Source organism: Streptomyces sp. NPDC048171, from assembly GCF_043202655.1.
Classification (GTDB): Bacteria; Actinomycetota; Actinomycetes; order Streptomycetales; family Streptomycetaceae; genus Streptomyces.
Genome location: NZ_JBIDAU010000013.1, coordinates 99,385 through 124,560, shown reverse-complemented (window position 1 = coordinate 124,560; position 25,176 = coordinate 99,385). Strand labels below are relative to the sequence as shown.

General features: G+C 72.4%; 22 protein-coding genes. 10 read left to right on the top strand and 12 right to left on the bottom strand.

Annotated elements, in window-relative coordinates:
- The first annotated feature begins 20 nt into the window (after nt 1–20).
- A complete protein-coding gene (locus ACGF3J_RS32405) occupies nt 21–686 on the top strand; it encodes a class F sortase (protein WP_161326429.1) in 666 nt (221 codons plus the stop codon).
- A 29-nt stretch (nt 687–715) separates the two neighbouring features.
- Here the strand turns inward: ACGF3J_RS32405 and ACGF3J_RS32400 are convergent, their stop codons facing one another.
- Complete coding sequence (locus tag ACGF3J_RS32400; protein WP_161326428.1) at nt 716–1,549, bottom strand: polysaccharide deacetylase family protein; 834 nt, start codon at nt 1,547–1,549, stop codon at nt 716–718.
- Between the two features lie 110 nt (nt 1,550–1,659).
- Here ACGF3J_RS32400 and ACGF3J_RS32395 point away from each other — a divergent pair, with 110 nt between their 5' ends.
- Both ACGF3J_RS32395 and ACGF3J_RS32390 read left to right on the top strand, forming a co-directional pair.
- On the top strand, nt 1,660–2,121 hold the full coding sequence (locus ACGF3J_RS32395) for a universal stress protein (RefSeq protein ID WP_161326427.1): 462 nt from the start codon (nt 1,660–1,662) through the stop codon (nt 2,119–2,121).
- 100 nt (nt 2,122–2,221) lie between these two features.
- Nucleotides 2,222–3,628 (top strand): amino acid permease, encoded by a 1,407-nt coding sequence (locus ACGF3J_RS32390; RefSeq protein WP_161326426.1) that lies wholly within the window; start codon nt 2,222–2,224, stop codon nt 3,626–3,628.
- Between the two features lie 24 nt (nt 3,629–3,652).
- On the opposite strand, the gene ACGF3J_RS32385 is transcribed toward ACGF3J_RS32390, so the two are convergent.
- On the bottom strand, nt 3,653–4,807 hold the full coding sequence (locus ACGF3J_RS32385) for a CapA family protein (protein ID WP_393855420.1): 1,155 nt from the start codon (nt 4,805–4,807) through the stop codon (nt 3,653–3,655).
- Nucleotides 4,808–5,060: 253 nt separating this feature from the next.
- Here ACGF3J_RS32385 and ACGF3J_RS32380 point away from each other — a divergent pair, with 253 nt between their 5' ends.
- The 3 genes from ACGF3J_RS32380 (at nt 5,061) to ACGF3J_RS32370 (ending at nt 7,093) form a co-directional block, all read left to right on the top strand.
- Complete coding sequence (locus tag ACGF3J_RS32380) at nt 5,061–5,615, top strand: sigma-70 family RNA polymerase sigma factor (protein ID WP_161331174.1); 555 nt, start codon at nt 5,061–5,063, stop codon at nt 5,613–5,615.
- A gap of 141 nt (nt 5,616–5,756) precedes the next feature.
- Complete coding sequence (locus tag ACGF3J_RS32375) at nt 5,757–6,272, top strand: hypothetical protein (RefSeq protein WP_161331173.1); 516 nt, start codon at nt 5,757–5,759, stop codon at nt 6,270–6,272.
- A gap of 170 nt (nt 6,273–6,442) precedes the next feature.
- Nucleotides 6,443–7,093 (top strand): zf-HC2 domain-containing protein, encoded by a 651-nt coding sequence (locus ACGF3J_RS32370; RefSeq protein ID WP_161331172.1) that lies wholly within the window; start codon nt 6,443–6,445, stop codon nt 7,091–7,093.
- A gap of 3 nt (nt 7,094–7,096) precedes the next feature.
- Here the strand turns inward: ACGF3J_RS32370 and ACGF3J_RS32365 are convergent, their stop codons facing one another.
- A complete protein-coding gene (locus ACGF3J_RS32365) occupies nt 7,097–7,960 on the bottom strand; it encodes an Fpg/Nei family DNA glycosylase (protein WP_161331171.1) in 864 nt (287 codons plus the stop codon).
- 40 nt (nt 7,961–8,000) lie between these two features.
- A complete protein-coding gene (locus tag ACGF3J_RS32360; RefSeq protein ID WP_161331170.1) occupies nt 8,001–10,103 on the bottom strand; it encodes a SpoIIE family protein phosphatase in 2,103 nt (700 codons plus the stop codon).
- 118 nt (nt 10,104–10,221) lie between these two features.
- On the opposite strand from ACGF3J_RS32360, the gene ACGF3J_RS32355 reads away from it, so the two are divergent.
- Complete coding sequence (locus ACGF3J_RS32355; protein WP_161331169.1) at nt 10,222–11,643, top strand: lipase maturation factor family protein; 1,422 nt, start codon at nt 10,222–10,224, stop codon at nt 11,641–11,643.
- 48 nt (nt 11,644–11,691) lie between these two features.
- On the opposite strand, the gene ACGF3J_RS32350 is transcribed toward ACGF3J_RS32355, so the two are convergent.
- From ACGF3J_RS32350 to ACGF3J_RS32330, 5 genes are all read right to left on the bottom strand, one after another.
- Complete coding sequence (locus ACGF3J_RS32350) at nt 11,692–14,715, bottom strand: glycoside hydrolase family 38 C-terminal domain-containing protein (RefSeq protein WP_161331168.1); 3,024 nt, start codon at nt 14,713–14,715, stop codon at nt 11,692–11,694.
- A gap of 126 nt (nt 14,716–14,841) precedes the next feature.
- Nucleotides 14,842–16,128 (bottom strand): cellulase family glycosylhydrolase, encoded by a 1,287-nt coding sequence (locus ACGF3J_RS32345; protein ID WP_161331167.1) that lies wholly within the window; start codon nt 16,126–16,128, stop codon nt 14,842–14,844.
- A gap of 31 nt (nt 16,129–16,159) precedes the next feature.
- Nucleotides 16,160–17,074, bottom strand: coding sequence for a carbohydrate ABC transporter permease (locus ACGF3J_RS32340; RefSeq protein ID WP_161331166.1), 915 nt, complete (start codon nt 17,072–17,074; stop codon nt 16,160–16,162).
- Nucleotides 17,071–17,973, bottom strand: coding sequence for a carbohydrate ABC transporter permease (locus tag ACGF3J_RS32335; protein WP_393855419.1), 903 nt, complete (start codon nt 17,971–17,973; stop codon nt 17,071–17,073). Before ACGF3J_RS32335 ends, ACGF3J_RS32340 begins: the two co-directional genes overlap by 4 nt.
- Nucleotides 17,974–17,979: 6 nt before the next feature.
- A complete protein-coding gene (locus tag ACGF3J_RS32330; protein ID WP_393855418.1) occupies nt 17,980–19,272 on the bottom strand; it encodes an ABC transporter substrate-binding protein in 1,293 nt (430 codons plus the stop codon).
- 242 nt (nt 19,273–19,514) lie between these two features.
- Between ACGF3J_RS32330 and ACGF3J_RS32325 the strand changes: the two genes are divergently transcribed.
- Nucleotides 19,515–20,561: a LacI family DNA-binding transcriptional regulator gene (locus ACGF3J_RS32325; RefSeq protein ID WP_161330797.1), complete on the top strand. Its 1,047-nt coding sequence runs from the start codon at nt 19,515–19,517 to the stop codon at nt 20,559–20,561.
- A gap of 115 nt (nt 20,562–20,676) precedes the next feature.
- Nucleotides 20,677–22,020, top strand: a complete 1,344-nt coding sequence (locus ACGF3J_RS32320; RefSeq protein WP_393855417.1) for an amidase — start codon at nt 20,677–20,679, stop codon at nt 22,018–22,020.
- A gap of 9 nt (nt 22,021–22,029) precedes the next feature.
- Here ACGF3J_RS32320 and ACGF3J_RS32315 read toward each other — a convergent pair whose 3' ends face one another.
- Complete coding sequence (locus tag ACGF3J_RS32315; RefSeq protein WP_161329217.1) at nt 22,030–22,512, bottom strand: GNAT family N-acetyltransferase; 483 nt, start codon at nt 22,510–22,512, stop codon at nt 22,030–22,032.
- A 56-nt stretch (nt 22,513–22,568) separates the two neighbouring features.
- Nucleotides 22,569–22,745: a hypothetical protein gene (locus ACGF3J_RS32310; RefSeq protein WP_122615378.1), complete on the bottom strand. Its 177-nt coding sequence runs from the start codon at nt 22,743–22,745 to the stop codon at nt 22,569–22,571.
- 471 nt (nt 22,746–23,216) lie between these two features.
- Between ACGF3J_RS32310 and ACGF3J_RS32305 the strand changes: the two genes are divergently transcribed.
- Nucleotides 23,217–23,657, top strand: coding sequence for a hypothetical protein (locus ACGF3J_RS32305; RefSeq protein WP_393855416.1), 441 nt, complete (start codon nt 23,217–23,219; stop codon nt 23,655–23,657).
- Nucleotides 23,658–23,676: 19 nt separating this feature from the next.
- On the opposite strand, the gene ACGF3J_RS32300 is transcribed toward ACGF3J_RS32305, so the two are convergent.
- Nucleotides 23,677–25,170 carry an SDR family NAD(P)-dependent oxidoreductase gene (locus ACGF3J_RS32300; protein ID WP_393855415.1) on the bottom strand — a complete coding sequence of 498 codons (1,494 nt, stop codon included), beginning with the start codon at nt 25,168–25,170 and terminating at the stop codon, nt 23,677–23,679.
- Nucleotides 25,171–25,176: the final 6 nt, after the last annotated feature.

The window sequence follows — 25,176 nt, the reverse complement described above, 5'->3', positions numbered from 1 at the left end:
GGGTCGAGAGGGGATGGCGAATGTACGACTCCGAGTTGGCCGAAGAGGAGGAGCGGCACAGGAGGCGCGCTCCCTGGGGCGTCATAGCGCTTGTTCTGCTGACCGGCCTCGCGCTCATCCGGAACGGCTCGGGGGAATTCGACGTGGGCCCGCCGCAGCCGGCGTCCGCCGCCGCCTCGGACACCCGGGTGGCGGCCGGTGACGGCGCGGCGAAGGGGGTGGCGCCGCTGCCGTACTCGGTGCCCGACCGGGTCGCGATCCCCGGCATCCAGGTCGACGCGCCGATCATGCAGGTCGGCCTGGACGCGGAGGGCTGGGTGGACGCGCCGCCGCCCGAGGACCCGAACCTGGCCGGCTGGTTCACCGGCGCCGTCGCTCCCGGGGAGAAGGGCACCGCGGTCGTCGTCGGTCACGTCGACAACCAGCAGGGCCCCGCCGTCTTCTACGGACTCGGGGCGCTGAAGAAGGGGAACAGGGTCGAGGTGCACCGCCAGGACGGAAAGACGGCGGTGTTCGAGATCTACGGCATCGAGGTGTTCGAGAAGAACAACTTCCCCGGCGACCGGGTCTACGCCTCGAAGGGCAGCCCCGAGCTGCGGGTCATCACCTGTGGCGGCGGCTTCTCGAAGCAGAACGGCTACGACGGGAACGTCGTCGCCTTCGCCCGCCTGGTCGAGGCCCGCTGAGCGGCCCCGGCCCGGCGGGCCCGGCGAGGTCAGACGTGGCTTCGCCGGGGGACGGTGAGGTGGTAGCCGGAGTCCAGCAGCCGGGGCAGGTAGCGCCGCAGGGCGCGGACGCTCTGTGAGCGGTCGCCCCCGGCGTCGTGGGAGAGCACCACGACGCCGGGGGCGGCGCCGTCCTCGACCCGGTCGACGATGGTGCGGGTGCCCGGAGTGGTCCAGTCGAGGGTGTCCACGGTCCAGGCCAGCGGTTCCATGCCCAGCTCGGCGCCGAGCCGGAACGCCTTGCGGTTCCACGCCCCGTAGGGCGCCCGGAACCAGCGGGGCGGCTCGCCGTAGGCCTTGTCGATCACCTCGCTGGTGCGCTCCATCTCGGAGCGGATGCGGCGCCGGGAGAGGGTGGTCAGCAGCGGGTGGGACCAGGTGTGGTTCCCGACCACGTGTCCCTCGTCGGCCATGCGGGAGAGCAGGTCCCGGTTGAAGTCGGCCATCTCCCCGCACACGAAGAACGTCGCGCGCACGTCGTACTTGGCCAGGGTGTCCAGGATGTCCGGCGTGTACTCGGGGTGGGGTCCGTCGTCGAAGGTGAGCAGCATGGTGCGGCCCCGGCCCGTCATCCGCAGGATCGGCTCGCTGCGGACCGGTGGCCGCCCGGGTGCGCCGCCGGGCGCGCCGTACCCGGTCAGGGGCTGGAGGCGGTAGGCGGAGGATTTGAGGGGGCCGCGCCCCGGGGGCCCGGGAGCGGGCGCGGCCGGCGGGGCGGGGCCGTCTCCGAGGCCCGCGGCGAGTGCGCCGGCGGTACCGGCCGCCGCGGCAGCCGCGGCACCGGCGAGCAGCCTCCGGCGCGAGAGCAACTGATCCTTCTTCATGACTCATCCCTCGCCCGGTCACGGCCCGGCGCACCTGTGCAACACCGGTGCGGCGGCATGGAACCACCCGCCCGGCCCAAGATCGTCGAAGACTCCGATAGCCTCACCGCGTGACGGAACAGCACTCCCACCGGTTCGAACGGGGCACGGACGGGCCGAAGGTCATCGTCGCCGGTGTCGACGGCTCCGACTCCTCGCTCAGGGCCGCGGCCTACGCCGGCGGGCTGGCCCGGCGCCAGGGCGCGCTGCTCGCGGTGGTGTACGTGCAGCCGATGCTGGCCGGGGGCGCGGCGCTCGGGGCGCCGGTGGCGGAGACCACCGACGAGATCGCCGAGGACCTGGTGGCCCAGATCCGGGAGGCGACCGAGCGGGTGAAGGGGATATTCGACATCCGCTGGGAGTTCCACACCCTCCGCGGCGACCCCTACAACGGTCTGGTGGCGACGGCCGACCAGCTCAAGGCGGACGCGGTGGTGGTGGGCGCCTCCGAACAGGCGGGACACCGGTTCGTCGGCTCGGTCGCGGTGCGGCTGGTGAAGGCGGGGCGCTGGCCGGTGACCGTGGTGCCGTAACGGCTGACGGACGCGGTGTGCGTCGCGGCTTCCGTAGCGGACGCGGGTGAGTCATCATGATCCACCGTCAGCCGTTGCCGTTCACAAAGAGGTGAGGCGCGTGGCCCGGTTCCGCATGGGTGAGGGTGTTCTCCGCCGCAAACCCATCGAGCACATCGAAGAGACGGAGAGCGGCGGGGGCCTGGAGCGCTCGCTGGGCTTGTGGCAGCTGACCGCGATCGGTGTGGGCGGCATCATCGGGGCGGGCATCTTCACGCTGGCCGGCACGGTCGCCAACGGCACGGCGGGCCCCGCTGTCCTGGTGTCCTTCCTCATCGCGGGCGTCGCGAGCGCGGCGGCCGCGTTGTCGTACGCCGAGTTCGCCGGGCTGATCCCGAAGGCGGGCTCCGCGTACACCTACGGCTACGCCGTCCTCGGGGAGCTGGTGGGCTGGTTCATCGGCTGGGACCTGCTGCTGGAGTACACGGCGATCGTGGCGGTGGTCGCGATCGGCATCTCCGGCTACTTCAGCTTCCTGGTGGGCGAGATGGGCGCCGACCTGCCGAACTGGATGCTGGGCGCGCCCGGCACCGGGGACGGCCACCGGATCGACCTGTTCGCGGCCGTGCTGTGCCTGCTGATCGCCTATCTGCTGACCCTGGGCATCAGGAACGCGGCCCGGTTCGAGATGGTCGTGGTGGTCCTGAAGGTGCTGGTGGTGCTGCTGGTGATCGCGGTCGGCGTGTTCCACATCGACACCTCGAACTACAACCCGTTCTTCCCGTACGGGGTCGGCGGGGCGTTCACCGGTGCCGCGACGGTGTTCTTCGCGGTCTTCGGCTACGACGCCATGTCGACGGCGGCCGAGGAGTCCAAGGACGCCCAGCGGCACATGCCGAAGGCGATCATCTACTCCCTGGTCGTCTCGATGGTGCTGTACGTGGCGGCCTGCCTGGTCCTGACCGGTATGCAGAACTACAAGGACATCGACCCGGAGAGCGGCTTCTCCACGGCGTTCAAGTCGGTGGGCCTGGGCGGGCTGGCGGACGTCATCGCGGTGGGCGCCATCATCGGCATCCTGACCGTGATGTTCACGTTCATGCTCGGCGTCACCCGCGTGTGGTTCTCCATGTCGCGGGACGGTCTGCTGCCCAAGTGGTTCGCCAAGACGCACCCGACGCGGCACGTGCCGACCCGGGTCACCTGGATCGTCGGTGTCGCGTCGGCCGCGATCGCCGGGTTCCTGCCGATCGGCGAGGCGGCCGAGCTGACCAACATCGGCATCCTGCTGGCGTTCGTGGTGGTGTGCGCGGCGGTGATCGTGCTGCGCTACCGCCAGCCGGACCTGCCGCGCACCTTCCGCACCCCGTGGATGCCGTTCGTGCCGGCGGTCGGCATCGTCTTCTCGATCTGGCTGATCACGTTCCTGCAGTGGCAGACCTGGGCGCGGTTCGCCGTGTGGTTCCTGGTGGGTCTGGTGATCTACTTCGCCTACTCGTACCGGAAGTCGGAACTGGCGCGCCGTTAGCGGGGGGCGGGAAGCCGGTACGGGCTACTTCCCCATCACCAGCCCGTCCTCGGCCGCGCCCCGGCCGAGGACGACGTCGCGGATCCGGTCGCGCACCCCGCGTACCTCGGCGCCCTGCTCCAGCGCCTGGTTGAGGTTCACCACCCGGCCGGCGTCGACGTCGAACAGCTGCGGGACGAACTCCGCCTTGGTGACCCGCCAGCGTTCGCCGGACCGGGCGGGCGGGGCGAAGGTGAAGCGGCCGATGGTCGACTGGTTGCCGCGCGGATCTCGGGCGCCCGAGTCGTTGATCATCTCGCCGGCGATCTGGTCGCCCATGCCGTAGATCACCCAGGTGCCGTTGACCTTCTCGTACGCCTGCGGGACATGGGCGTGGGTGCCGAGGATCAGGTCGATGTCGGGGCGGTCGCCGGTGCGTGCCGCGGTGAGGCTCTCGGCCAGGGCCAACTGGTCGCCGTCCGGCTCGTCCTGCCACTCGGTGCCCCAGTGCATGGACACGACGACGACGTCCGCGCCCGCCTCCCGGGCGGTCCGCGCGTCGGCGACGATCCGTTCCTCGTCGATCATGCCGACCGCCCAGGGCTGCCCGTCGGGCAGGGGGTGGCCGTTGGTGTGGAGGGTGTAGGCGAGGTGGGCGACCTCGGCGCGGCCCGCGCGCAGCACCGTCGTGGTGCGCGACTCGGCCTCGGTGCGCGCCGTCCCGGCGTGCCGCACCCCGGCCCGGTCGAGGGCGTCCAGGGTCCGGCGGATGCCGTCGGCGCCGTCGTCGACGCTGTGGTTGGAGGCGGTGGAGCAGCCGTCGTAGCCGGTGGCGGCCAGCGCCTTGGCGACCTCGGGCGGGGACTTGAAGAGGGGGTAGCCGCTGTAGTCGCCGGGCGCGCCGTACACGGTCTCCATGTGGCACAGGGCGAGGTCGGCCCGCGAGACGACGGGCCGGGCGCCGGCCAGCATGGGGCCGAAGTCGTGGCCGGTGCCGCCGGCGTCGAAGCGGGCCCGCTCGATGATCGTGTCGTGCGGCAGGACGTCGCCGGAGGCGACCAGCGTGAAGACGCCGGTGTCCGCGGCGGACGGGGCCGGCGCCGGTCGCTTCGGCGGTTCGTGGTCGCGGGCCTGGCAGGCCGCGCCCGCGGTGAGGAGGGCGGTCAGGGCCAGGGCCACCTGACGACTGCGTGTGATCATCCGTTCACTCCGCTGAGGTCGCACACACCGAGGAATAGTCACATTTACCTACAAACAGGTAATGAGGTTCGTGGCGTCACGGGCGGCTACGACACGCTCATTAGCCCGTCCGGCGTGCGCGAACGGGGTGCGCGACCGGTCCGGCCGGGTGGGCCGACCGTTCGTCGTACCGTTCATCGACGCGATCGACCGTCCGTCGCACACCCGTGCGCGTGCCCTGTCCCCGAGCGGCGCCCTGCGGTGCCATACGGCCATGACGGCCGGAATCACCCTGACGGACAGGACGCACGGGACGACCGCCGAGCACGAGCTCGCCGCACTGCAGCGCGAGCACGGCCGGCCGCTCTTCGCGCTGCTGCTGCGGCTCAGCGACGGCGACCGGCAGCGCGCCGAGGACCTGGTGCAGGAGACCCTGGTCCGCGCCTGGCAGCACCCCGAGGCACTGCGCGCCGAGAACTTCGACTCCGTACGGCCCTGGCTGCTCACCGTGGCCCGGCGGCTCGCGATCGACGCGCGCCGGGCCCGGCAGGCCCGCCCGGCCGAGGTCGGCGACGCCGTACTGGAGAACGCGCGGGTCTGCGCCGATCACGCCGAACGGGCCGCCGCGGCCCTCGACGTGCGCGAGGCTGTGAAGACACTCACTCCGGAGCACCGTGAAGTCCTGGTGCTGGTGTACTTCCAGGGGGCCAGTGTGGCGGAAGCCGCCGCGGCCCTCGGCATCCCACCCGGTACCGTGAAGTCCCGCGCGTACTACGCGTTGCGCGCCCTGCGCAGGGTGCTACCGGGTTACGCCGCCGACCTGCGGTGAAACCGGCCCAATGGTCAAACCTCCGTAAAGCGCCTTGCCTGGGACCCCGGTTGAGTAATCGGCTGTCCTCATCCGTGTTCCGGACGGGGGCCCATGACCCGGGTCGGGCGACGCGCACGCACCGGAGGAAGGCAGGAAGGGATGCTGCACAGAGGTCAAGAGAGCACGGACGGCACCGGTGGGGGCGAACTGACCGTCCCCATGGCGTGGTTGTACGCCGAGTACATCGCCGACGAGCTGCTGCGGACCGGCGACCTGATGCCGCCCACGTCCTTCGAGTTCCGCGCCGGGCGTGACGCGCTGGCGCTGACGGTCTTCCTGTCCGACACGGAGAACGAGCTGAGCGGCATCCGGGTCGTCACCCACCTGGAGACGTGGCTGTCGCTGACGGCCTACGACCAGCCGTGGCACGAGTGGGTGCGGGTGCGGCTGGCCGAGGTCACGGCCGACACGGTCGCCGCCGGCCGGCACTCGCCCGACCTGGAGCTGGCCCGGGCGGCCTGGCGGTGGCTCCAGGAGACCGAACTGCTCGCCCCGGACCTGAACGCGGTGCCGGGCGGCGCGGGAGTGACCGGCGAGGACGAGGGGCCGAAGGTGTGGACGCCGGCCTGGCAGCTGGGCCTGCCGCTCGGCCATCTCGCCATCCATTTGTTCTAGCGGTCCGGACCGGCCCGTGAACTTTTCGGGAGGCGGACCAATCCGCGTCCGCGGCCGCTCCGAACACCTTGGCCGCGATTCTGTCGTGGCTTGAGTGATTCGGCCGTCCGGTGCGTACGGGTGGGAGCAAGGAGTAACCCCACCCGCACCCAACGGCACGAGGATTCGGCATGAGGTCCCTGGAAAGGCATCGTGACGTCGGCGCCTACGCGCTCGGCGTGCTGGACGAGGCGGAAGCGTTCCGCTTCGAGGACCACCTCATGGAGTGCCCCCGGTGCGCGGCCCAGGTGACCGAGTTCGGCCCCGCCACCCGCCAGTTGATGCTCTACCGGCGTGCGACACCGCGCCTGGTCCATCCTCTGACCAGGCCCGGACCGCGGCTCCTGGACCGCCTGCTGTCCGAGGTGGCCACGCGTCACCGGGCCGGCCGCAGGCGGGTGCTGTACGCCCTGGCCGCCGCGGTCGTGTGCGCCGTGGCCGCGCCCGGCGCCGTGCTCTACGCGAGCCAGGGCGAGCGGGCGGCGCCGCTCAGCGCGACCGACGAGCGGTCCGGGGTGTGGGCGCGGATCACCGCCGAGGACGAGGCCTGGGGCACCGACGTGATGCTGGAGGTCAAGGACGGGGCCGGACCCCGGCCCTGCCGGCTGGTCGCCGTCGGCCGCGACGGCACGGAGCAGACGATCACCAGCTGGAACGTGCCCGGCCACGACGACCGGCGGAACACCATGCGCGGCGGAGCCGCCCTGCACCCCGACCAGATAGCCCGCTACGAGGTGCGGACCGCGCACGGCGAGCACCTGGTGACGCTGCCGGCCGGCTGACCGTCACTTCAGCAGCCGGGACATCCGCCGGTCCGCGAGCGGCTTGCCGCCGGTCTGGCAGGTCGGGCAGTACTGGAGCGAGGAGTCGCTGAAGGAGACCTCGCGGATGATGTCGCCGCACACCGGGCAGGGCTCTCCGGTGCGGCCGTGCACCCGCAGCCCGCTCTTCTTCTCGGCCTTCAGCCGTCCCGCCGCGATGCCCCGGGAGCGGTCCACCGCCTCGGTGAGCGTGGCACGCAGGGCCGCGTACAGCCGCGCGGTCTCCTCGTCGGTGAGCGAGGCGGCCAGCTTGAACGGGGACATCTTCGCCGCGTGCAGGATCTCGTCGCTGTACGCGTTGCCCACACCCGCGATCAGGCTCTGGTCGCGCAGGGCGCCCTTGAGCTGCCGCCGCTCGTCCCGGAGCAGCCCGGCCAGGCGGGCCTCGTCGAAGTCGTCGGCGAGCGGGTCGGGGCCGAGCCGGGCCACGCCCGGCACCTCCTGCGGGTCGGCCACGACGTACACCGCGAGCCGCTTCTGCGTGCCCGCCTCCGTCAGGTCGAAGCCGGCCCCGGTCTCCAGGGCGACACGCAGCGCGAGGGGTCCCTTGCCCGGCCGGGGCATGCCGCTGGGGAGGCTGTCCCTCCAGTGCAGCCAGCCGGCCCGGGCGAGGTGGGTCACGAGGTGCGGGCCGCCGTCGGTCGCCACGTCGAGGAACTTGCCGTAACGGCGCACCGCGGCCACCTGGTGGCCCTCCAGGGCGGTGAGCGGAGGGTCGTACGTCTTCAGGACGCTGATCGCCACGGGCAGGACCCGGACGATCTCGCGCCCGGCGAGATGCTCGGTGAGGAAATCCCGGAGCGCCTCGACCTCGGGCAGTTCTGGCATACGTCAAGAGTGCCACCGGGGACCGGCAACGCCCGCGGATTCAGCCCGCCCCGTGCGCCGTCCGGTGCGAGACCATGAACTCGGCCCACACGCACTTGCCGCCGCCGCGCGCCTCCACGCCCCAGACGTCGGCGATCGCCTCGACCAGGAGCAGTCCCCGCCCGGAGACACCCTCGTCCCCGGCGTCCCGGCGGCGCGGCAGGGCGCTGGAGGAGTCCTCGACCTCGACCCGCAGCCGCCGGTCGGTGCCGGTGAGCAGCCGCAGGGTGACGATCGCGGAGCCCTCGGTGTGCAGGAGGGCGTTGGTCATCAGCTCGTCGGCGACCAGTTCGATCTCGTCGCTCTGCCCCTTGGCCCCCCAGGACCGGACCGCCGCGCGGACCATGTGCCGGGCCTCGGTGAGGCCCTCGGGGTCGCCCGGCGACACGTGCTGCTGGACCCGGCCGAAGGTCCGGGGCGCGCCCGGCCCGTGGCGGCGCAGCAGGAGCAGCGCCACGTCGTCGTCGCCGCGCCGCTCGTCGGCCACGTCGATGAGCCGGTCGGCCAGGTCCCGTACGTCCGGCGGGCCCGCGGTGATCAGGCCGGCGAGGACGTGCATCCCCTCGTCGAGGTCGGCGCCGGGCTGCTCGACCAGCCCGTCGGTGCACAGCAGCAGGGTGTTGCCCGGGTCCAGCTCCAGGGTGGCGACGGGGTAGGCCAGGCGCCCGAACTCGGCGGACAGGCCGAGCGGCAGCCCGCCCTCGACGCGGACGTGCCGGCAGCTCCCGTCGCCGTACCGCAGCAGGGGGTCGAGGTGCCCGGCGCGGACCACCTGGACCACGCCGGTGCCGAGGTCGGCCTCGGCGTAGAGGCAGGTCGCGAAGCGGTCGGTGTCGAGTTCGTGGAGGAAGACGGAGGCCCGCGCCATCACCGTGGCCGGCGGGTGGCCCTCGGCGGCGTAGGCGCGCAGCACGATGCGCAGCTGGCCCATGACGGCGGCGGCGTGCGTGTCGTGGCCCTGGACGTCGCCGATGACGGCACCGACCCGCCCGCCGGGCAGCGGGATCAGGTCGTACCAGTCGCCGCCGATGTCGCGTCCGAGCGCGCCGCCGATGGAGGCGGCACGGTAGCGGACGGCGACGTCGCAGCCGGGAACGCTGGGGATGGTGCGCGGCAGCATGGCCTGCTGGAGGCCCTCGGCGAGGTCCATCTCCTGCTCGTAGAGCATGGCTCGCTGGAGGCTCTGCGCGATGCCGCTGCCGAGCGCGACCAGCACGTTGCGGTCCTCGGCGGAGAAGCCGCGCCGGTCGCTGTAGAGCAGGCCGACGGCGCCGATCGGCCGGCCCTGGGCGATCAGCGGCAGATAGGCGGCCGCCGTGATGTCGAGGTGGGTGATGTCCTTCCACAGCAGGGGGTAGCGCTCCGCGAAGTCCTCCGGCGACTCGATGAAGCGGGGGCTGAGGGTCCGTACGGCCTCGCTCATCGGGTAGGGCTCGTCGATCCGGGTGACCCGGGTGCCGGGGACGAACGTGTTGTCGGGCCCGTCGGCGACCAGCCGGATGCGGCCCGCCTCGACCAGGCCCATCACCAGGCTGGTGGCACCGAGCCGGGTGAGGCCGTGGGTGTCCCGCAGGACCTCGATGACCTCGTCCACCGTGCGGGCGTGCGCGAGCGCGGCCGTGGCGAGCTGGACGACGTTGGTGAGCCGGCGACGGGCCTCGTCCTGCGCGGCCTGCTCGCGGCGGGCCTCGATGTCGCCGACCTCCTGGGTGGCGTCCCGGACGATGCCGATGATCCGGCGGGGCCGGCCGGTCCCGTCACGGCGGATGTAGCCCTGGGTGCGCGTCCAGCGCAGGGTGCCGTCGCGGCGGCGCAGGCGGAAGTACGTGCCGTAGTTCTCGCTGCCGTCCTTGATGGCCTGGGCGACGACGGCGTCCAGGCGGCGGCCCTCCGCCGCGGGAACGCGCACGGCCAGGGATTCGGGGCGCCCGTCGAATTCGTCCGGGCGCACATCGAAGACCTCGTGGGCCTGGGCGTCCATGTGGAGCAGCCCCGTGTCCAGGTCCCAGTCGAAGCTGCCCATGCGGTTGAGCGCCAGGATCGGGTCCGGGTGGGCGGGCCAGTCGTCCGGGACTGACAGGGCGCTCGCTCCCCGATCGGCCATGGACCCCACCTTGCCAGGATTCGCCCGATTCTTCGACTCCTGGTCCGCTCGCCCGCTCAGCCGCGGCAGGCCCCGGGCGTGCGGGGTACACGGAGCGTGGACGAGAGGAGCCCGCCCCGTGGAGTGGTTCACCGCACCCGACTACTGGCTGAGCCGGCTGGTCTTCCAGCGGGCCCTGGCCGTGGTGTACCTGGTCGCGTTCCTGACGGCGGCGCTCCAGTTCCGGGCGCTGATCGGCGAGCGCGGGCTGCTGCCCGTGTCCCGGTTCGTCGAACGGGTGCCGTTCAGGCGGGCGCCGAGCCTGTTCCAGCTGCGCTTCTCGGACCGGTTCTTCGCGGGCTGCGCGTGGGCGGGGTGCGCGGTGTCGGCGGCCCTGTTGGCGGGCCTGGACGCGCTGCTGCCGCTGTGGGGCGCGATGCTGCTGTGGCTGGTGCCGTGGGTCCTGTACCTGTCGATCGTCAACGTCGGGCAGACCTGGTATTCGTTCGGCTGGGAGTCGCTGCTCCTCGAGACGGGTTTCGTCGCCGTGTTCCTCGGCAACGACGAGGTGGCGCCGCCGGTCGTCGTGCTGTTCCTGCTGCGCTGGCTGCTGTTCCGGGTCGAGTTCGGGGCGGGGCTGATCAAGATCCGCGGCGACGAGTGCTGGCGCAGGCTGACCTGTCTGGACCACCACCACGAGACCCAGCCGATGCCGGGCCCGCTGAGCTGGTTCTTCCACCACCTCCCCCGGCCCCTGCACCGCGTCGAGGTGGCCGCCAACCACGTCACGCAGCTCCTGGTGCCCTTCCTGCTGTTCACCCCGCAACCCGTCGCGACGGCCGCCGCCGCGCTGATGATCGCGACCCAGCTGTGGCTGGTGCTGTCGGGCAACTTCTCCTGGCTGAACTGGATCACGATCGTGCTGGCCCTGTCGGTGGTGCGGTACCCCGGCGACCCGCCGTCCGTGGCGGCCGCCCCGCTCTGGTACGAGATCGTGGTCCTGGCGGTGGCGGCGCTGCTGGTGTTCCTCAGCCACCGCCCGGTGCGCAACATGATCTCCCGCCGGCAGGTGATGAACCGCTCCTTCGACTCGCTGCACCTGGTCAACACCTACGGCGCCTTCGGAACCGTCAGCCGGATCCGCTACGAGGTGGTGGTCGAGGGCACGGCCGACGAGGTGGCCCGGGAGGACTCGCGGTGGCGGGAGTACGAGTTCAAGGGCAAACCCGGTGATCCACGCCGCTGGCCGCGTCAGTTCGCGCCCTACCACCTGCGCCTCGACTGGCTGATGTGGTTCGCCGCGCTGTCGCCCTCGTACGCCGGGTCGTGGTTCGGCACGTTCGTGGAGCGGCTGCTGGAGAACGACCGGGCCACCCTGAAGCTGCTGCGCCACTCCCCGTTCCCGCCGGACGCCCCACCCCGCTTCGTGCGCGCCCGCCTCTTCCGCTACCGGTACACGACGTGGCGCGAGCTGCGGGAGACGGGCGCGTGCTGGGAACGGACCTATGTGCGCGAGTACCTGCCGCCGACCCGGCTGGCCCGGGCGCCGGAGCAGTCCTAGCGGCGCGGGCCCGGCCCACCGGGTGGCGGACCGGACCCAAGGGGTGCGCTAGGCGCGCTTCAGCCGCAGGGTCATCAGCTGGAACGGACGCAGCCGTACGGCGATCCGGTCGCCGTCGGTCTCGACGGCGTCCTCCGCCCCGGCGAGCGGGCGCTCCAGGAGGTCGGTGACCTCCACCCCGGCGACCGGGAAGCCGGCCGTCAGGGTGGCCCGGACGCGGCCGCCGTGCGCCTCGTGGAAGCGGACCACTACGTCGCCGCTGCCGTCGTCGGCGAGCTTGACGGCGGTGACCACGACCGCGTCCCGGTCGGCCGACACCAGCGGCGCGACCTCCCCGGCGCCGGTGACCCGCCGCTCGGGCAGGTTGATCCGCCAGCCCTCGCGCACCGCGTCGCCGATGTCCGCACCGGGCACCAGCGCGTGCCGGAAGCGGTGCACGCCCTGGTCGGTCTCGGGGTCCGGGAAGCGCGGGGCGCGCAGCAGGGACACCCGGACCGTGGTGGTCGTACCGGCGTCGCCGTCGGTACGGACGGTACGGGTCACGTCGTGGCCGTACGTCGAGTCGTTGACGACGGCCACGCCCCAGCCCGGCTCGGCCAGGTGGACGAAGCGGTGGTTGCAGGCCTCGAACTTGGCCGCCTCCCAGCTGGTGTTGGTGTGGGTCGGCCGGTGGAAGTGCCCGAACTGGGTCTCCGACGCGTACCGTTCGGCGTGCACGTCGATCGGGAAGGCCAGCTTGAGGAACTTCTCCGTCTCGTGCCAGTCGACCTCGGTGTCCACGTCGAGGCGCCGCTCCCCCGGCGCCAGGGTCAGCACCTGGGTGACGCGGGAGGAGCCGAAGGAGCGGACGATCCGCACCGAGGCGCCGTCGTCACCGGGGGCGGTCTCGTCGACGTCGGTGAGGTCGGTGACGGTGTTGCGGTAGAACTCGTCGACGTCCCAGGCGTCCCACATGTTCGGGAAGTCGGGGTGCAGCTGGAGCAGGTTGCCCGCGGTGCCCGGCGCGATGGTCTCGCGGTCGGCGGCGAGGTCGTACGCCGACACCACCAGCCCGCGGCCGTCGATCTCGACCCGGAGCAGCCCGTTGTCCAGGACGTGTCCGCCTCCGGGGCGGGGGGTGACCTCGGTGCGGCCCTCGGCGGCGGGGGCCGCGGCGGCGCCCGCCTGGACGCCGGACCGGCTGTGCGGCGCGGAGTTGAAGACCAGCGGGGTGTCGCCCTGCCCGGCCAGGGCCCGCTGGGCGGCGTCGATGACGGCGTTCAGCTCGTCGGCGACGCGGTCGTAGGTCGCGCGTGCCTCGCGGTGCACCCAGGCGATGGAGGAGCCGGGCAGGATGTCGTGGAACTGGTGCAGCAGGACCGTCTTCCAGATCCGGTCCAGGTCGTCGTACGGGTAGGGGAACCCGGCGCGCACGGCCGCGGTGGCCGCCCACAGTTCGGCCTCCCGGAGGAGGTGTTCGCTGCGCCGGTTGCCCTGCTTGGTCTTGGCCTGACTGGTGAGGGTCGCGCGGTGCAGTTCGAGGTACAGCTCGCCGACCCAGACGGGCGGCTGCGGGTTCTCGGCCTCGGCCTTCTCGAAGAAGTCGTGCGGGGTCTCCCAGGTGACCGTCGCCGAGCCCTCGAGGTCGCGCAGGCGGGCCGCCTTGGCGATCATCTCGCGGGTGGTGCCGCCGCCCCCGTCGCCCCAGCCGGTCGGGGCGAGGGAGTGCCGGGCGACGCCCTTGTCCTTGAAGTTGCGGGCCGCGTGCGCGATCTCGCTGCCCTTCATGGAGCAGTTGTAGGTGTCGACGGGCGGGAAGTGCGTGAAGATCCGGGTGCCGTCGATGCCCTCCCAGCGGAAGGTGTGGTGCGGGAACTTGTTCGTCTGCGACCAGGAGATCTTCTGCGTCAGCAGGTACTTGGCGCCGGCCGCCTTGATGATCTGCGGCAGCCCGGCCGCGAAGCCGAAGGTGTCCGGCAGCCACGCCTCGTCGTTCTCGACGCCGAACTCGTCGAGGAAGAACCGCTTGCCGTGCACGAACTGCCGGGCCATCGCCTCGGAGCCGGGCATGTTGGTGTCCGACTCCACCCACATGCCGCCGGCCGGCACGAACCGCCCGTCGGCGACGGCCTTCTTCACCCGGGCCCACACCTCGGGCCGGTGGTCGCGCACCCACGCCCACTGCTGTGCCTGGGACATGGCGAAGACGAAGTCCGGCTCGTCCTCCAGGAGGGCGGTCATGTTGGAGGTGGTGCGGGCGACCTTGCGGACGGTCTCGCGCAGCGGCCACAGCCACGCCGAGTCGATGTGCGCGTGGCCGACGGCGCTGATCCGGTGGGCGGACGGGACGGCGGGGGCCGACAGGACCTCGGTGAGGCGGGAACGGGCCTGCCCGGCGGTGCCGTTCACGTCCTGGAGGTCGATGGCGTCCAGCGCCTTGTCGATCGCGCGCAGGATCTCCCAGCGGCGCGGCGAGTCGACCGGCAGTTCGGCCATCAGCTCACCGGCGACCTCCAGGTCGAGCACCAGGTTCCACACCGTCTCGTCGAGGACGGCGAGGTCCATGCGGGCGAGCCGGTACTGGGGCTCGCTGCCCGCCGTGTCCTTGTCGCCGAGCCGGGTGGGTACGAAGGGGTGGTAGTCGAGGATGACGGGGTTGGAGGCGGCCTCGACGTGCAGGCGCACCTCCTCGCCGCCCTCGACGGGGGCGCCGATCCGCACCCACTGGTTGCGCGGGTTGAGGCCCTTCACCGGGGTGCCGTCGGGCCGGTAGACCAGGCCCTCGCACTGGAAGCCGGGCATGTTCTCGTCGAAGCCGAGGTCGAGGATCGCCTCGACGGTCTTCCCGGCCCATTCCTTCGGGACGGTGCCGGTGACGCGGAACCAGCTGGTCCCCCAGGGGGCGCCCCAGCGGGCGCCGGCCTGGATGGGCTCGGGCTCTGCGGCGAGTCCCTCCTCGACCGGGACGGGCTCGCCGGGCGCGTGCCACACCGCCACGTCCAGGGGTACGGACTCGGGGTAGAGGGCGGGGCGGACGCGCTCGTCGAGGACGCGCTTGAGGCGGGCTTCGACCAGGTTGCGGTCGTCATGCATGAGGGGTGCTCCTGGTTGACGGGGCGGGTGCGGGCGGTGGGGGGGGTTACCAGGTGTGGGTCGCGGTGGCGGGCCGGGATGTGGTGTACAGCTCCCCCACCGCGTGGCGTTCGAACCGTGCGGAGGTCACGGGCGGGCGTCTCCCTGGCGGACGCGGAGTCCGTGCGGGGTGGGCGGCACCTGGCCGGGCGTGACGACCTCGGTGATGCCGCGGGCCGCGAGGTGTGCGGTGTCGGCGGCGCGGGTGTCCAGGACGGTGGTGGGGCGGGCGCCGTCGGCGACCAGGTGGAAGAAGGCGTCGAAGACCGGACCGCCGGGGGCGCAGGACGAGCGTGCCGCCGGGTCGGCGGGGACGACGAGGGCGGTGGTGCGCGCGGCGGGGGCGGGGTGGGCCCCCTCGCGGGCCGCGAGCGCCGCGCGGGCCAGGACCCGGGCCGTGTCCTTGGGACGGCGGTCGTTGGTGAGCAGTCCGAGGCCGTACTCGAGCTCGGGGAAGTCGGCGAGCTGCCGGGACACGTCGTGCGAGCACCACCAGGTGACGCCCCACAGGTCGGGGCAGTCCAGGGCGTTCGCGACGGTCGCCTCGGTGAAGGCGGCGGCGTGCTCGGCGGGGACGAGGGGCGCGGGGGCGCCGACCTCCTGGAGCCAGACCGGGCGGCGGGGGTCGTCGGCCCACGCCTTGCTCAGTTCGATCAGGTAGGCGGCGTGGTGCTCGCTGGGCACGGAGGTGCGGCCGTGGCGCTGGGCGGTGCCGTTGAAGACCCACGAGTGCACGGCGGTCACCGCGCCCCGGCGGGCGGCCTGGGCCGGGGTGAAGGGCTGGTCGTCCTGGTACCAGGTGGCGTCGTACTCGGCGTGCAGGTGCATCCCGCCGGGGGCGCCCTCCTCGCAGGCGGCGAGCATCCGCTCCAGCCAGGCGTCGATCTGGTCGCTGGTGGCGCGGTCCGGGTCGGGGTGGGGCCCGGCGGAGAACTGGTTGACCTCGTTGCCGAGGGTCATGCCGAGGAAGTTGGGCCGCCCGGCCAGGGCGGCGGCGAGGGTGCGCAGGTAGGTGGCCTGTCCGTCGATGACCTCGGGGTCGGTGAAGAGGTTGCGGCGGTGCCAGGTGCGGGTCCAGGCCGGTACGTAGTCGAAGCTGCTCAGATGGCCCTGGAGGCCGTCCACGTTGACGTCGAGGCCGCGTTCGCCGGCCGCGTCGACCAGCGCGACCAGGTGCCCGACGGCGCGCTCGCGGATCAGGGAACGGTTGGGCTGGAAGTACGGCCACAGCGGGAAGACGCGGACGTGGTCCACGCCGAGCGCGGCGACCGAGTCCAGGTCGGCCCGGACCGAGTCGAGGTCGAAGTCGAGCCAGTGGTGGAACCACCCTTCACTCGGGGTGTAGTTGACGCCGAAGCGCACGGCAGGGGGCATGCGGTGTCCTTGTGGGGAAGAAGTACGTGGATCAGCCCTTGACCGCGCCTTCGCCGACGCCGCGGAAGAAGTACCGCTGGAGGCAGGCGAAGAGGGCGATCAGCGGCGCCACGGCGATGATCGTGCCGGCGGCGACGAGGCGTTCGTCGTTGGCGAAGGTGCCGTGCAGGTAGTTGAGGCCGATGGTCAGGGTGAACCTGGACGGGTCGCTCAGCACGATCAGCGGCCACAGGAAGTCGTCCCAGGCGCCCATGAAGGCGAAGATCGCGACGACGGCGAGGGTGCCCTTGACCGAGGGCAGCGCGATCCGGCAGAACCGCTGCCAGACGTTGGCGCCGTCGACGTAGGCGGCCTCCTCGATCTCGTAGGGGAGGTTGAGGAAGGCGTTGCGCATGAGCAGGACGTTCAGGGCGCTGACGCAGCCCGGCAGCAGGACGCCGACCAGTGTGTTGTTGAGGCCCAGCTCCCGCATGGTGGTGAACTGGGCGATGATGATGCCCTCCACCGGCACGAGCATCGCCAGGATGAACACGAGGGTGGCGACGCGCCGGCCGCGGTAGCGCAGCCGGGCCAGGGCGTATCCGGCGAGGGCGGCGCCGACGCAGTTGGTCACCACGTTGGCGGCGGCGACCTTCAGCGAGTTCAGCGCGTAGTCCCAGACGGGGATGGTGTCGGCGACCCGCTCGTAGTTGTGCAGGGTGGGATCGGAGGGCAGGAACTTCGGCGGCGAGCTGAAGATGTCCTCCGTCGGGCCCTTCAGCGAGGTCGACAGCTGCCACAGGAACGGGCCGATGGTCAGGGCGAGGACGCCGAGCAGGAGCAGGTAGCGCAGGACGAGTTCCCAGACGCGTACGCGGCGGCCGTGCTCGTCGGTGATCCGGGGTTCGCGCTCCCGCGCGGTGGCCCGGGGCTTCTCCGCGGGCCGGGTCTTCTCCAGGACGCTCACGACTCCTCCTTCCGGTCGGCGCGCAGGACGAGCAGCATCAGGGCGACGGTGACGACGAAGACGACGACGGAGATGGCGGAGGCGTAGCCGACCCGCCCGGTCAGGCCGGTGCCGGTGCGCTGGACCAGCATGACGAGCGTGGTGTCCTCGCCGGCCGGGCCGCCGCTCGGGCCCGCCATCAGGTACACCTCGGAGAACACCTTGAAGGCGGCGACCGAGGACAGCGCGGCGACCAGCACCATGGTGGAGCGGACGGCGGGCACGGTGACGGTGAGGAAGCGGCGGACCGCGCCCGCGCCGTCCACGGCGGCGGCCTCGTGCAGTTCGCGCGGGACGTTGGCGAGCGCCGCCAGGTAAATGATCATGTAGTAGCCGAGGCCCTTCCAGACCGTGACGGCCATGGCGCTGAGCAGGATCAGCCACTGGTCGCTGAGGAAGCCGACCGGACTGGCGCCGATGGTCTCCAGCAGGGAGTTGACCAGGCCGCGCTCGTCGAGGAGCCAGACCCAGATCAGCCCGACGACGACGATGGAGGCGACCACCGGGGTGTAGAAGGCGGAGCGGAAGAAGGTGATGCCGGGGATGTTCTTCTGCACGAGCAGGGCGAGCAGCAGCGGCAGCAGGACGAGTGCGGGGACGACCCCGAGGACGTACAGGGTGCTGTTGCGCAGGCCGGTCCAGAACATGTCGTCGTGCAGCAGCTCGCGGAAGTTGGCGAGGCCCACGAACTCGCCCGGGACCAGGGTCCGGCGGTCGGTGAAGGAGTTGATGATCGTCGAGACGAACGGGTAGAGGATGAACGCGCCGGTGATCAGCAGCCCGGGGGCGGCGAACAGCCAGGGGCTGGCGGGCAGTTGGCGCCGTACGCGCCGGGTGCCGGTGACGGTGGGACTCGCCATGACGTCTCAGCCCTGCTGCTGGAGGAGCCGGTCGCACGCCTTGACAGCGTTGTCCAGGGCCTCCTGGGGGCTCTGCTTGCCCTGGAGCGCCTTGGCGACCTCGTTGCGCAGCTCGGTCTTCATCTGCTCGCTGAACAGCACCGGCGTGTAGTTGACCGCGTCCTTCAGCGACTTGGCGGCGGCCACGCGCACCCGGGTCTCGTCGGTCCCGTCCTCCTTGGTGAAGTACGGGTCTTCCAGCGAACCGGCGGTGCTCGGGAAGATGGCGACCTGCTTGGCGAACGACATCTGGTGCGCGGCGTCGGTGACGAAGTGCGCGAAGGCCACCGCGGCGGGCTTGCGCTGGCTCTGCGCGTTGACCATCAGGCCCATCACGTACATGTTGACGTGGCCGGTGCTCGTGATCTGGTCGGTGATGCCGATGTTCTTGTACAGGTTCGGCGCCTGCTTCTTGAAGTTGGCGAGGTCGAGCGCGCTGCCCGGGTTCATCGCCACGGCCCCGGTGAGGAACTTCTTGCCCGAGGACTCGGGGGTGGCGGTCAGCGCCTGGGAGTCGAGCGCCTTGGCCTCGTACAGCTCCTTGTACCGGGTCAGGAGCTGGACGCCCTTGGCGTCGTTGAACGTGAAGGCGGTGCCCTCCTTGTTCATCAGCGGTACGCCGTAGCGGCCGAAGTCCTCGATGGTGGGGACGTTGGCGAGCGTGGCGACGTCACCGCCGGTCTTGTCCGCGATCCTCAGTGCGGCGTCGAAGACCTCGTCGTACGTCTTCGGCGGCTGCTCGGGGTCGAGTCCGGCCTTCTCGAAGAGGGACTTGTTGTAGAAGAGCGGGCCGGTGTTGAGGTACCAGGGGAAGGCGTACGTGCCGTCCATGCCCGGTATCCGGTGGCTGGCCCAGGCACCCTCCAGGTACTCCTTCTCGTACTGGCCGGCGGCCTTGTCCAGGTCGAGGGCGAGGCCCGCCTTGGCGAGCGGGGCGACGAGGTCCGGGGAGACGTTGACGACGTCGGGCAGGGTGCCGCCGGCGGCGTCGGCGCTGATCTTGTCGGCGTAGCCCTCGCCGGGCTGGTCGACCCACTTGACCTCGGTGCCCGGGTACTTCTTCTCGAAGTCGGCGATCAGGTCCTCGAAGTAGGGCTTGAAGTTGGCCCGCAGGTTCCAGGTCTGGAAGGTGATGTCGCCCTCGACCTTGCCCGAGGCGTCGGTCGAGCCACCGCCGTCACCTCCGGAACCGCAGGCGCTGAGCGGGAGGACGAGGGCGGCGACGGCGGCGACGGCGAATGTTCTGCGCGAGGTGGGCACGGTGACACGTCTCCTGAAGGACGTCGGCGGCTGGATGGCAGCGACCATGCACGGCGCGTTCGGGGAAAGTCAATGGATTCACGGAAACTAATGCGATCGAGGCGGCATTAGTCCAGGTCAGAGCGGCGTGCGGGGGCACTTGCCAGCTTGGACTAATGCGCTTTAGGATCCTTCCACTCAAGCGCTTTAGCTTGCCGTGCCCAGAAGGCGCTTTCGTTCACGTTCCGAAGAAGGGAGCGCGCATGCCGGCCAAGCGGCCCGCCGCGCGCCGGCCGACGATGAAGGACATCGCGCGGCGGGCCGGGGTATCCGAGAGCGCGGTCTCGTTCGCGCTGAACGACCGTCCGGGGGTCTCCGAGATCACCCGGGACCGGGTCCGCCGGGTCGCCGAACAGCTCGGCTGGCGGCCCAGCACTGCGGCGCGGGCACTGTCCGGGGAGGGCGCGGCGACCGTCGGCTTCGTACTGGCCCGGCCCGCGCACACCCTGGGCGTGGACTCCTTCTTCCTCCAACTGGTCTCCGGCATCCAGGAGGTGCTGGCGCGGCGTCATCTGGGTCTGCTGTTCCAGGTGGCGCAGGACGTCGAGGACGAGTGCGCGGTCTACCGGCGCTGGTGGGCCGAACACCGGGTGGACGGCGTCCTGGTGGTCGACCCGCGCACCGACGATCCGCGCCCCGACCTGCTCGACGGACTCGGGCTGCCCGCCGTGGTGATCGGCGGCGCGCCGGACGAACGCCATCCGGGACTGTCGACGGTGTGGGCGGACGACGCGGGCGCGATGGCCGCGCTGGTGGACGGGCTGTACGCGCTCGGCCACCGGCGGATCGCGCACATCGCCGGTCTGCCCGGCCTCGCCCACACCGAGCGCCGGATCCGGGCGCTGCGGGCCGAGGCCGGGCGGCGGGGCCTGACCGAGGTCGAGTCGGTGACCACCGACTACTCCGACGCGGAGGGCGCCGCCGTCACCCGCCGGGTCCTGGAGGCCCCCGCCGCGCCGACCGCGCTGATCTACGACAACGACGTGATGGCCGTCGCCGGGGTCGCCGCCGCGGCCGAGCTGGGGTTCTCGGTGCCGGCCGACGTGTCGGTGGTGGCCTGGGAGGACTCGGCGCTGTGCCGCATGGTCAAGCCGTGGCTGTCCGCCCTCTCCCGGGACAGCGTGGAGTTCGGCCGGACGGCGGCGACCGAGCTGACCGCCCTGCTGGACGGCGGCCCGGCCCGCACGGTGCGGGTGCCGGTGCCGCGGCTGATCGAGCGGGACAGCACGGGCCCGGCCCGGTCGTCCTGAGCCGGGCGGCCCGGAGGGGGATGGCCGGGGCCTCGACGCGGAGGTGGGCGGGCGGGCAGAGTGCTGTCTGCGTACTCGCCGGTAATCCCGTTCCACCGCACCCCGAGGAGCCCTCGTGACCGACTGGGCAGGCCGCACCGCCGCAGAGATCGCCGCCGCCGTCCGCGAGAAGCGGACCACCCCCCGCGAGGTGGTGGCGGAGCACCTGGCCCTGATCGAGCGGCTCGACGGCCGCGTCGGCGCCTTCCGCACGGTGCGCGCCGAGGCGGCGCTCGCCGAGGCCGAGGAGACCGGCGCCCGGGGCGATCTCGGCGAACTGCCGCTGGCCGGCGTGCCGGTGGCGGTCAAGGACAATCTCGCGGTGCGCGGCGAATCCACCCGGGTCGGATCGGCGGCGACCCCGGACACGCCGGCCGGGGCCGACCACGTCACCGTCGCGCGGCTGCGGGCGGCCGGTGCGGTGGTGGTGGGGCTGACCAACGTGCCCGAGCTGTGCGTGTTCGGCACCAGCGAGGGCGTGCACGGCACGGTCCGCAACCCGTGGGACCCGGCCCGCTCCGCGGGCGGTTCCTCGGGCGGGAGCGCCGCCGCGGTCGCCGCCGGGATGGTGCCGCTCGCGCTGGGCAACGACGGCATGGGCTCACTGCGGATACCGGCGGCCAACTGCGGTCTGGTCACCCTCAAGCCGGGCCACGGCGTGGTGCCGGCCGGCATCGGCGAGGGCGACTGGTTCGGCATGTCCGAGAACGGGCCGCTGGCCACCACCGTCGAGGACGCCCGCCTCATGCTCGCCGTCCTCGCGGACGCCTCCGCGCCCCGCCGGGCGGACTCCGGTGCCCTGCGCGTCGCCGCCTCCCTGCGCAGCCCCCTGGCGGGTGTCACCGTCTCCCGCCCCTACGCGGACGCCGTCCGGGAGGCCGCCGGGGTGCTGATGCGGGCGGGGCACCTGGTGCGGCGGGCGGACCCGTCCTATCCGGCGTCGCTGAGCGTGACCGCGCTCACCCACTGGACGGCGGGAACCTCGGTGGACGCCCGCGACCTCGACCGCCGGCGGCTGGCCCGGCGCACCCGGGTGCACGCGGCTCTCGGGCGGCCCTTCGTCCGCAAGGTCACCACCGGCGCCGCCCGGGACGCGCTGCGCGGGCGCCTGGAGCCGTTCTTCGCGGAGTACGACGTCCTGCTGACGCCCGCGCTGGCCCGCCGTTCCCCCAAGGCGGGCCCCTGGCACGAGCGGGGCTGGCTGCGCAACATCGCCGCCAACTCGGCGTACTCACCCTTCACTCCGCCGTGGAACCTCACCGGCTGGCCCGCGATGACGGTGCCGGTCGGCTCCCTGCCGTCGGGCGCCCCCTGCGCCGTCCAGTTGGCCGGGCGCCCCGGGTCGGAGGCGGCGCTGCTGGAGCTGGCGGAACGGATCGAGGCGCTGCGGCCCTGGCGGCGGACGGCCCCGGTGGAGTGACGGGGGCGGCTACAGGGCGCGGTGCATGACGTGCAGGCCGACCCGGCCGTGACGCGGGTGGTCGAAGGCGTCCGGCACGGTGCCCAGGATCGTGAAGCCGAGCGAGGTCCACAGCCGCACGGCGGGATTGGTCTCGACGACGGCGTTGAAGACCATGCCCCGGTACCCCTCGGCGCGGGCGGCGGCCAGGACGTGTTCGGCGAGGGCCCGGCCGGTACCGCGGCCGGCCCGGTCCGGGTCGACCATGAAGCCGGCGTTGGCGACGCGGGCGGCGGGGCCGCCGTAGTTGGGGGTGAGGTAGGCGGAGGCGACGACGGCGCCACCGTCGTTCTCGGCGACGTAGACGCGCTTGGCGGGGTTCATCCACAGGGACCGGGCGTCCTCCTCGGACGTGTCCCGGTCCCAGGTGTAGGTCTCTCCGGCGGCGACGATGCGGTGCCAGAAGGGCCAGATGCGCGGCCAGTCGCCGGGGGCGGCTTCCCTGATCAGCATGGGCGTGAGTCTCGCACGCCCATGCGTCCGGCGGCTGCCCAGGGGGCGGCGCGGACTCAGTCCACGCTGGGCAGGATGTGGGGCTCGGCCAGGTCGTCCTCGTAGCCCGCGAGGCGGATCGGGGCGGACCGCGCCCACACGTCGAGGCTGCCGATCTCGCCGGGCCGGCGTCGCGCACGCTCGGTGCGTTCCTTGGGGCGCTGCTCTGGGCTCGTCGTCGTCTCCGGTGTCACCGCGCACTCCTTATGTGTCGGATCACCCTCGGGGCCTGTCGGCCAGTCTTCCGTCCGGCACCAGGCCCCCGCTCGGGTGTGGGTCGAGATGCACTACAGACGCGGTGGCGCCGGTACCTCGCAGGAGAGCAGACCGCTGTGTACCGGCTGCCCCCGGACGGACCCCGGGTGTGGGTAGTGCCCTGTGCTGCGGTCCGTCCGACCCAGATTAACCAAATGAGCGGGGGTGCGCTCTATGGGGCTCAAAACATGGGAGAACCATTGCCCTTCGTCGCGCGCGCAGTTGGCACCAGTCTGCCGGGATTCCTCCCCATCCGCACGGTGCGATGCTCACCCGTTCGGCCCAACCGCCGACCGCTCCTTCGAATGTCGGCGGCCACGGTCGCGCCGTTCAGTCGCCGTTGGCTGCGGCGCAAGCTCGCCATGGTCTGCTGCCCGTCGGCAACGGCTGTCTCGCGGGAGGACCGGGACATGGAACTGCGCAGCGTCGAGGAGCTGATGGACCTGCTGTACGCCTGCCGGGGCGAGCGGTCCGGGGAGTACGGCGGTGAGACCGTGGACCTGCATGGGCACGCGCTGCGGACCGCGGCGCTGCTGCGGCGGCGCCGCCCCGCCGACAAGGAGCTCCAGGTCGCCGGTCTGGTGGCGCCCGTGGGCCGGCTGCTGTGGCCCGGCGCCCCGGCCGTCCGGACCGCCGACGCGGTACGGCCGCTGCTGGGCGCGCGCGTCGCCCGGCTGCTGCGCCGGGCCGCCCACCCCGAGGGGTGGGCGCACGACGACGACCCGACCGGCCTGCGCCAGGCGGCCGAGGAGGCGCGCACCGCCGTCTTCGACGCCGGGGTCCTGGAGGACTGGCGCACGGTGCTGGAACTGACGGCGGCCCGCAACTCGCGGCTGGGCGCCGTCGACTAGCGCTTTTCCGGCCCGCTGGTCACCACTTGCCGGGCGCGTAGTCCTTGAGGAAGACGCCGTACAGGTCCTCGCCCGCCTCGCCGCGCACGACGGGGTCGTAGACCCGGGCGGCGCCGTCGACCAGGTCGAGCGGGGCGTGGAAGCCGGCCTCGGCCAGGCGGAGCTTGTCGTAGTGCGGACGCTCGTCGGTGATCCAGCCGGTGTCCACGGAGGTCATCAGGATCCGGTCGGTGTCGAACATCTCCTGGGCGCTGGTCCGCGTCACCATGTTCATCGCGGCCTTGGCGGCGTTGGTGTTGGGGTGCCCGGCGCCCTTGTAGCCGCGGGCGAACACCCCCTCCATCGCGGAGACGTTGACGACGTAGGCGCGGCCCTTGGGCGCCCGGCGCGCGGCCTCGGCCATCGAGGGCCTCAGGGCGCTGATGAGGATGAACGGCGAGGTGTAGTTGCACAACTGGGTCTCCAGCAGCTCCACCGGGGAGATCTGCTCGATGGTCTGCACCCAGGTGTTGGAGTCGACGACGTCCGGAACGAGGCCGCCCGCGTCGATGGCGGTGCCCTCCCGGTGCCGGACCACGCTGGCGTGGCCGGCGACCAGGGTGAGGTCGGCCACCTTCTGCGCGTCGAGCCCGGAGGTGCCGACGGGCAGCGCGGCCAGCCCGTCCACCGCACCGGAGTTGAAGGCGCCGATGACGTGGTGGGCGGGCAGCTCACCGGCGGGCAGCGGGGCGCTCTCGCCCTCGACGAGCGCGGCGTACGCGGAGGGCAGGCGCCGCACGGTCTGCGTGGCGTTGTTGATCAGGATGTCGAGCGGACCCGGCTCGGTGACCCGCTCGGCGAGGGCCACGGCCTGCGCGGGATCGCGCAGGTCGATGCCGACGACCTCCAGGCGGTGCAGCCACTCCGCGGAGTCGTCCATGGCCTTGAAGCGGCGGATGGCGTCCTTGGGGAAACGGGTGGTGATCGTGGTGTGCGCGCCGTCGCGCAGCAGCCGCAGCGCGATGTACATGCCGATCTTGGCGCGGCCGCCGGTGAGCAGCGCGCGCTTGCCGGTGAGGTCGGCGCGGGCCTCGCGGCGCTGACGGTTCTCGGCGGCGCAGGTCTGGCAGAGCTGGTGGTAGAAGTAGTCGACCTCGACGTAGCGCTGCTTGCAGATGTAGCAGGAGCGCGGGCGCTGCAGTATCCCGGCGATCCGCCCCTGCTCGGTGCGGGAGGAGGGCAGCAGGCCCTCCGTCTCGTCGTCGATGCGCTCGGCGGAGCCCGTGGCGGTGGCCTCGGTGACCGCCTTGTCGTGGGCGGTCTTGGCGGCCCGGCGGTCCTGGCGGCGGCGCTGCTTGACCATGCGGTAGATGTGCGAGGTGGCCCGGCGCACGCGGATCGCGTCCGGGTGGTCGACGTCGAGCCCGTCGAGTTCCTCCAGCACGCTCAGGCAGACAGCCAGCCGCTCCGGGTCGATCCCGGGGCCGTACACCGCCTCGTCCGTGCTCGCCGCACCGTCCTGTGTCACCGTCATCGCCGC

Coding starts and splice junctions, on each gene's coding strand:
- ACGF3J_RS32315 (WP_161329217.1), bottom strand. CDS start 22,512: ATGCTGATCAGGGAAGCCGCCCCCGGCGACTGGCCGCGCATCTGGCCC.
- ACGF3J_RS32365 (WP_161331171.1), bottom strand. CDS start 7,960: ATGCCAGAACTGCCCGAGGTCGAGGCGCTCCGGGATTTCCTCACCGAG.
- ACGF3J_RS32360 (WP_161331170.1), bottom strand. CDS start 10,103: ATGGCCGATCGGGGAGCGAGCGCCCTGTCAGTCCCGGACGACTGGCCC.
- ACGF3J_RS32325 (WP_161330797.1), top strand. CDS start 19,515: ATGCCGGCCAAGCGGCCCGCCGCGCGCCGGCCGACGATGAAGGACATC.
- ACGF3J_RS32405 (WP_161326429.1), top strand. CDS start 21: ATGTACGACTCCGAGTTGGCCGAAGAGGAGGAGCGGCACAGGAGGCGC.
- ACGF3J_RS32335 (WP_393855419.1), bottom strand. CDS start 17,973: ATGGCGAGTCCCACCGTCACCGGCACCCGGCGCGTACGGCGCCAACTG.
- ACGF3J_RS32350 (WP_161331168.1), bottom strand. CDS start 14,715: ATGCATGACGACCGCAACCTGGTCGAAGCCCGCCTCAAGCGCGTCCTC.
- ACGF3J_RS32375 (WP_161331173.1), top strand. CDS start 5,757: ATGCTGCACAGAGGTCAAGAGAGCACGGACGGCACCGGTGGGGGCGAA.
- ACGF3J_RS32300 (WP_393855415.1), bottom strand. CDS start 25,170: ATGACGGTGACACAGGACGGTGCGGCGAGCACGGACGAGGCGGTGTAC.
- ACGF3J_RS32370 (WP_161331172.1), top strand. CDS start 6,443: ATGAGGTCCCTGGAAAGGCATCGTGACGTCGGCGCCTACGCGCTCGGC.
- ACGF3J_RS32380 (WP_161331174.1), top strand. CDS start 5,061: ATGACGGCCGGAATCACCCTGACGGACAGGACGCACGGGACGACCGCC.
- ACGF3J_RS32385 (WP_393855420.1), bottom strand. CDS start 4,807: ATGATCACACGCAGTCGTCAGGTGGCCCTGGCCCTGACCGCCCTCCTC.
- ACGF3J_RS32305 (WP_393855416.1), top strand. CDS start 23,217: ATGGAACTGCGCAGCGTCGAGGAGCTGATGGACCTGCTGTACGCCTGC.
- ACGF3J_RS32345 (WP_161331167.1), bottom strand. CDS start 16,128: ATGCCCCCTGCCGTGCGCTTCGGCGTCAACTACACCCCGAGTGAAGGG.
- ACGF3J_RS32400 (WP_161326428.1), bottom strand. CDS start 1,549: ATGAAGAAGGATCAGTTGCTCTCGCGCCGGAGGCTGCTCGCCGGTGCC.